General features: G+C 33.9%; 6 protein-coding genes, 1 tRNA gene and 1 other RNA gene. All 8 read right to left on the minus strand.

The window, feature by feature from the left end; all coding sequences use genetic code 11:
- Positions 1-182: 182 nt before the first annotated feature.
- A tRNA-Trp gene (locus VJ881_06985) sits at positions 183-258 on the minus strand.
- A 92-nt stretch (positions 259-350) separates the two neighbouring features.
- Positions 351-713: a transfer-messenger RNA gene (gene ssrA / locus VJ881_06990) on the minus strand.
- Positions 714-790: 77 nt separating this feature from the next.
- The gene (smpB, locus tag VJ881_06995) at positions 791-1,267 is read right to left on the minus strand and encodes an SsrA-binding protein SmpB (protein ID HKL75796.1); all 477 of its coding nucleotides are present in this window, start codon (positions 1,265-1,267) and stop codon (positions 791-793) included.
- A 33-nt stretch (positions 1,268-1,300) separates the two neighbouring features.
- The gene (gene rnr / locus VJ881_07000; protein ID HKL75797.1) at positions 1,301-3,421 is read right to left on the minus strand and encodes a ribonuclease R; all 2,121 of its coding nucleotides are present in this window, start codon (positions 3,419-3,421) and stop codon (positions 1,301-1,303) included.
- A gap of 53 nt (positions 3,422-3,474) precedes the next feature.
- Positions 3,475-4,026, minus strand: a complete 552-nt coding sequence (locus tag VJ881_07005) for an HDIG domain-containing protein (GenBank protein ID HKL75798.1) — start codon at positions 4,024-4,026, stop codon at positions 3,475-3,477.
- A gap of 34 nt (positions 4,027-4,060) precedes the next feature.
- Positions 4,061-4,468 carry a PaaI family thioesterase gene (locus VJ881_07010; GenBank protein ID HKL75799.1) on the minus strand — a complete coding sequence of 136 codons (408 nt, stop codon included), beginning with the start codon at positions 4,466-4,468 and terminating at the stop codon, positions 4,061-4,063.
- A gap of 94 nt (positions 4,469-4,562) precedes the next feature.
- Positions 4,563-6,518, minus strand: coding sequence for a sodium-translocating pyrophosphatase (locus VJ881_07015; protein ID HKL75800.1), 1,956 nt, complete (start codon positions 6,516-6,518; stop codon positions 4,563-4,565).
- A gap of 145 nt (positions 6,519-6,663) precedes the next feature.
- Positions 6,664-6,882, minus strand: coding sequence for a preprotein translocase subunit SecG (secG, locus tag VJ881_07020; protein ID HKL75801.1), 219 nt, complete (start codon positions 6,880-6,882; stop codon positions 6,664-6,666).
- Positions 6,883-6,963 lie beyond the last annotated feature (81 nt).

Consider the following 6,963-nt stretch of genomic DNA (forward strand, 5'->3'; position numbering starts at 1 on the left):
AGAACTAATTCCAACCAACAACAAACTAAATACTAAAACTAAAGATACAACTTTTTTCATTTTTTATCATCTCCTTATTTTTTTATTCTATTTATACTTTAACAGGAGATTATGAAGAAAATATGAATTTAACAAAATAAAAAAAGCCCTAAACCTAATTGGTTTAAGAGCTGACATAAAAATGGCACGGGCAAGAGGACTTGAACCCCTAACACCGAGATTTGGAGTCTCGTGCTCTGCCAATTGAGCTATGCCCGTGCGTTAATTAAATATTTAGCTGTAAGACCGGTGCGACCTGACTCGACGTCAGTAGTACCAAAAATATCATTGCGTTCTTAGAATAAAATTTTTGGTGGAGGTGGTGGGAGTCGAACCCACGTACTATATGGCTCATCTCACAGTTTCTACGAGTGTAGTCTGTTCTTTTATTTCACAGCATAGTCTCCAACAGACAGGATACTATAACTGTTAGCCTGTTGATGTTCCATCTACCTACAGGCTTCAGTAAATGGTGAGTCTGCTCATTTATGACACTTGCCAGCCTGCACAGACAACAGACTAACAAGCGTTAGCTAACTACGTATATTTACGCAGCAGCTAAGGCGTAATCGTTATCGTTTGCGGATAACTTTAGTTCCAGTGTTTAACGAGTGAAAGGAGTCCTCGACCCGCTTCTGAGGGATTCACCATATAGGCGAAGCCAAAACACCCCCGAAGGTGTTTTCAATTTTGCGTATACTATTATAACCTAAAATTAAGGTCTTGTCAAATTATTGAGCAAATTTTGTATTTAAGTTCTTCCTTTAATATGATCTTTAAATGCTTTTTTCATTTCCCTTTGAGCAGTCTTCTTTTTAATTTCTCTTCTTTTATCTCTAACATTTTTACCTTTAGCCAGAGCTAATTCTATTTTTGCCAAATTATCTTTTAAATAAACTGCTATAGGTACTAATGTAAAACCTTCTCTTTGAGTCTTTCCATATAAACTGTCTATCTCTCGTTTATGAAGCAAAAGTTTTCTTGTCCTGTCTGGTTTATGATTATATCGATTCCCCTGTTTATAGGGACTAATATGCATATTAAGGATAAATATTTCTCCACTTTTAACTATAGCATAACTATCTTTTAAGTTAACTTTTCCCTGTCTAACAGATTTAATCTCTGTACCTTTGAGTTTAATACCTGCTTCATAAGTTTCTTCTATATGATAATCATGCTTTGCTTTTTTGTTTCTGGCAACTACTCGAATATTATCGTCTTTTGCCATAAAATCCCTCCTTTCCAGATTGATCTGAAAATATTAATCAACCAGGACAAAATCAAGCTGTCTTTGGTCAAGATTAACACCTGTTACTTTTACTTCAACTTCATCACCAATCTGATACATTTTCTTTGTTCTCTCACCAATTAAAGCATGCTGATCTCTCTGGAAAATATAATAGTCATCTTTTAGATCTTCAACATGAACCAGACCTTCAACAGTGTTTTCCAGGCGGACAAAAAATCCAAAACCTGTTACTCCACTGATAATACCGGTAAATTCTTCATTCATTTTATCTTCCATAAATTCAATTTTTTTGAGATCTACAGAATCTCTTTCTGCTTCCATTGCTCTTCTTTCCTGTAATGAACTATGGTCAGCAACATTAACTACCTGTTTTTTAATTTCTTCTCTTCTCTGTTCATTTAGATATCCATTATTTAACACTTCTTTTATTATTCTGTGAATCATAAGATCGGGATATCTTCGAATAGGAGAAGTAAAGTGACTATAATATTCTATACCGAGACCAAAGTGGCCAATATTGTGATCAGAATAAACTGCTTTTTTCATTGAGCGAAGTAAAACAGTTTCAATTATATTTTGTTCAGGTTTACCCTCAACCTTTTCTAAAAGTTCCTGTAAGGCCCGAGGATGAACTCCATTTTTTACACCTTTAAGATGATACCCAAAATTATGAATAAATTCATTAAATTCCTGCATTCGATCTATATCAGGTTCATCATGGACACGGTAAATAAAGGGAATATCCCGCCAGTACATATCTTCTGCTACTATATTATTAGCAGCTATCATAAATTCTTCAATAAGTTTTTCTGGCACTTCATGTTTTCTTTTTTTCAATTCTTTAGGATTACCATTATCATCTAAAATAACTTTAACTTCTTCAAAATCAAAATCAATACTTCCTTCAGCAAATCTATTATCTCTCAATTTTTTCATAGTTTTCTGCATTAATTTAAGCTTAGGTAAGAAATCATCATATTTTTCCTGTAGCTCTTTATTATCATGTAAAAGCATTTCTCTAACTTCATCATAAGTTAAACGATGATTTGTCTTTATAATACTTTGTGTAATTTCATAATCTGTTAATTCTAATGGTTCCAGCTTATAATCCATAAATACAGTCATCGCAAGTCTATCAACCTGGGGATTTAAACTGCAAATTCCATTGGATAGTTTTTGGGGAAGCATAGGAATAACCCTATCAACCAGATATATACTTGTTCCCCTTTCTCTTGCTTCTGCATCTAACTCAGTTCCTTCCTGTACATAATGAGTTACATCTGCAATATGAACACCAAGTCTAACTTTATTTTCAGCTATTTTTTCAATAGAAACTGCATCATCAAGATCTTTAGCATCTGCTCCATCAATAGTGACCATTGGTAAATCCCGAAGATCTTTTCTTTGACTTAAATCAGGATCTTTAACCTCTAGAGGCACATCTTCTATTTCTTTTAAAACTTCAGCTGAAAAACTCTGAGGTAATTGTAATTGTCTAATAATAGCTTCAATATCAACACCTGGCTGATCACTATCCCCAAGAATTTCAATTATTTTTCCCTCAGGATTACGATTACTTTCCGGCCACTGTTCTATTTTGGCAACTACTTTTTGATTTTGTTTTGCTCCTTTTAATTTTTCATTAGGAATAAAAACATCAGAAAAAATTCTTTTATTATCAGGAACTACAAATCCAAAATATTTACTTTTATCTAAATTACCAACTATAGTTTGATTGGCCCTTTCAATAACTCTTACAACTTCACCTGCTTCTTTTTCACCTCTCGAATCAGGAAGAAGACGTAAAAAGACCTTATCATTGTGCATAGCACCATTCATATTTTCCAGACTTATAAATATATCTTCTCGTTCTGGATTATCAGGAATTAAAAAAGCAAATCCCCGAGGACTCCTATCAATTCTACCTGGAATTAAATTAAATTTTTCTGGAACCCCATACTGTCCTGAACTATTTTTGGCAACCAAACCTTCCTCAACTAATTCTTCTAATAATTCTCTAAAATATTTTCTTTGATCATCAGCTATCTTGAATTTTTTATATAATTCTTCAATAGTAACTGGTTTTTTTGCTGTCTCACGTAAATACTTTAATAATCTTTGTCTTGCACTCATAATTAATCAATCCTCAATTTTATAATTTTTCTTTATTTCTCTTTCTTTTTATCTTAAAGTCCTAAATCATCAGAAATAGATTTCATACCTTCTAATGATAATTTAATAAATTTTTCTAAATCAAGTCCCATTTCTTCACAGGAAGCAATTACTTCTCTATCTGCTCCTTTCGCAAAAGAACTTTCCTCATAACGATTCATTACAAATTCAGTATTAACAGCTTCTAACTCCTTATCTGGATGAATTAAAGCTGAAGCAACTATCAATCCTGAAAGTGGATCACTTGCATAAAGAGCTTTATCCATTAAATTCTTTCGTGGAAGTTCATGTTCTCCATTATGAACCTTTACCGCATATACTATATCTTCAGCAAGTCCTAAATCCTCTAACATTTCTGCTCCAACTAGACTGTGTCTTTCTGGATCATCTTTAGTTTCTTCATAATCAATATCATGTAATAAACCTGCTAATTCCCACTTTTCTTTATCTTTATCAAAATATTCAGCTAAACGTCCCATAATTGCCTCTACAGCCAAACAATGTTTTACCAAATTATCCTGCTCAATATTTTCTTCAACAAGTTCTAACGCTTTTTCTCTTTCCATCTTATCTATCCTCCTCTACTTTTTTTAAATTCTTTTAATCTTCTAAATTTACTCTCATGAATTTAGCCTCAGCTGAAGCTAATAATTCATCATCTTCTCCATATAAATAAGCTTCTGTATAGAATAGTTTATCTTTATAGTCATCTAATAATTTACCCTCTATTTTTAACTTTTGATCTATTTTTACAGCTTTTTTAAAACGGACATCAATCTCACCGGTAACAGCTGCTATTCTATTTAATTCTAACACTTTTGCCATTGATTCATCAAGTAAGGTGGTCACAAGTCCGCCATGCATAATCCCACCATAACCCTGATGCTTTTCTTTAGGTTTAAAAATAGCTTTTGCAATATTATCTTCAACTAATTCAAAATCCAATTTTAAACCTATTGGATTATCTTTACCACAGGCAAAACACATATTATTATTTCTTACTTCCATTATAATCAACTCCATTTTAAAAATGTCGCCAAAACCGGTATAAGTTCTAACCCGGCCCTGGCGACTTAATTTATAGTTTCATTATTAAATTATTTTAAAGAGTAAACAGTGGTGCGAAAACTAGAGATACAATAGTCATTAACTTAATTAAAATGTTAAGAGCTGGACCGGAAGTATCCTTAAATGGATCTCCAACAGTATCTCCAACTACTGAAGCAGCGTGTGTTTCTGTACCTTTACCACCAAAGTTGCCTGCTTCAATATATTTTTTAGCATTATCCCAGGCTCCACCAGCATTAGACATCATGATAGCCATAAGTACACCAGAGGAAAGTGCTCCAGCAAGAAGTCCTCCAAGTGCTTTAGGACTCCAGAGACCAACAACTACCGGTACAATAACAGCTAAAAGTCCTGGTACAACCATTTCTTTTAAAGCGGCTTTAGTACTTATTTCTACACAACGTTTATAGTCTGGTTTAGTATTTCCTTCCATAATTCCAGGCATTTCTTTGAACTGTCTTCTTACTTCTTCAATCATTTCAAAAGCAGCTCTACCAACAGCCTGCATGGTGATAGAAGAAAATAAGAAAGGAAGCATAGCTCCAAGGAATAAACCAATAATTACATTTGGCTCAGTTAAACTTATTGATTTTAGGCCAACTGCTTCTGAGAAAGCTGCAAATAATGAAAGAGCAGTAAGAGCTGCAGAACCAATAGCAAAACCTTTACCCATCGCAGCAGTAGTATTACCAACAGCATCAAGTTTATCTGTTCTTTCTCTTACTTCTGCAGGCAATTCTGCCATTTCTGCAATTCCACCTGCATTATCAGCAATAGGTCCATAAGCATCAACAGCAAGAGTAATACCGGTTGTAGCAAGCATTCCAACAGCAGCCATAGCTATTCCATAAAGACCGGCAAAATTATATGCTATAAAAATCGCAATTGCAATAACTACAATTGGGAAAAATGTACTTTTCATTCCTACAGAAAGACCACTAATAATATTAGTAGCAGCTCCAGTTTGTGATTGATCAGCAATATCCTGAACTGGTTTATAATGATCTGAAGTATAATATTCAGTAATCTTACCAATAGTTATACCGGCAATAAGCCCAGCGGTAATTGCCCAAAAAACTGCAAAACTACCTAAAAATGTCTTTACAAGTATTCCACCTGCAATCCAGGTAACACCAGCACTAAAATTAGTACCTTTATGGAGAGCAGCAGATGGATTACCATCAGCCCCTGCTTTTACAAAACGAGTACCAATAATAGCAGCTATAATTCCAATTGAGGCAATAAGAAGTGGTAAAATTACATGATCTGGACTCAAGGTTGTACCTAGAGTCATAGCAGCTACAATTGAACCAACATATGATTCAAAAAGGTCTGCTCCCATACCAGCAACATCACCAACATTATCCCCAACATTATCAGCGATAACAGCCGGGTTACGAGGGTCATCTTCAGGAATTCCAGCTTCTACTTTACCAACAAGATCTGCTCCAACATCAGCAGCTTTAGTATAAATACCGCCACCAACACGAGCAAATAAAGCAATTGAACTGGCTCCAAAAGCAAAGCCACGAATATATTCTATATTATTAGTAAAGACTATGTATAAAATTCCAAGTCCTAAAGTTCCTAAACCAACAACAGACATTCCCATTACTGATCCACCGGAAAAAGCTACATCTAAAGCTTTATTTAAGTTTGATTCAGCAGCATGGGTTGTTCTTGCATTAGAGTTTGTAGCAATCTGCATTCCAATAAATCCAGCTAGCCCAGAAAAAAGAGCTCCCAGAACAAAAGAGATTCCTGTCTGCCAGCCTAAGTTAGGTACCAAACTCATAATTATAGCAACAATTAAAACAAATATGGAAAGTATTTTATATTCACTACCTAAAAATGCCATTGCACCTTCATTAATAGCATTTGATAATTCAGCCATTCTTTCATTACCTTTAGAATTTTTATTTACCTTTTTTACAAGGAAAAAGGCAAATACTAAGGCAATGACCCCTGCAAGAGGTGCGTAAATATTCATTTTTTATCGTCCTCCTTGAATTTTTCTGATTTCAATTTAATATATATTTTAATATAGCAAAAAAAGAAATATAAAGCCTCTTCCTAATTAAATGATTTTAGGTTATTATTAAACAACTGAGAAAGAGGCTATTTAAAAATAACCATTAAATTACTGCAAGAATCATTGATGTAATCATAAAAATTATTGCAAGAACTGTTGTAATCTTACTTAATTTTTCATCAAGACCCTTTTGTTTTCCAAAAAATTGTGATGCTCCACCGTCGATAGCACCTGACAAACCGGCACTTTTACCTGACTGAAGCAAAAATCCAACTATGACACCAAGAGAAACTATAAGGTGGAAAATCTTTAATACTAACACTGCTAAGCTTCACCCCCTGCTGACTTTATTTACTCCTTAATTATTTTAACATACCTCAGGCAAAAACACAAAAAATATAGC

This window comes from Halanaerobiales bacterium, assembly GCA_035270125.1.
In the GTDB taxonomy this organism is placed as follows: Bacteria; Bacillota; Halanaerobiia; order Halanaerobiales; family DATFIM01; genus DATFIM01.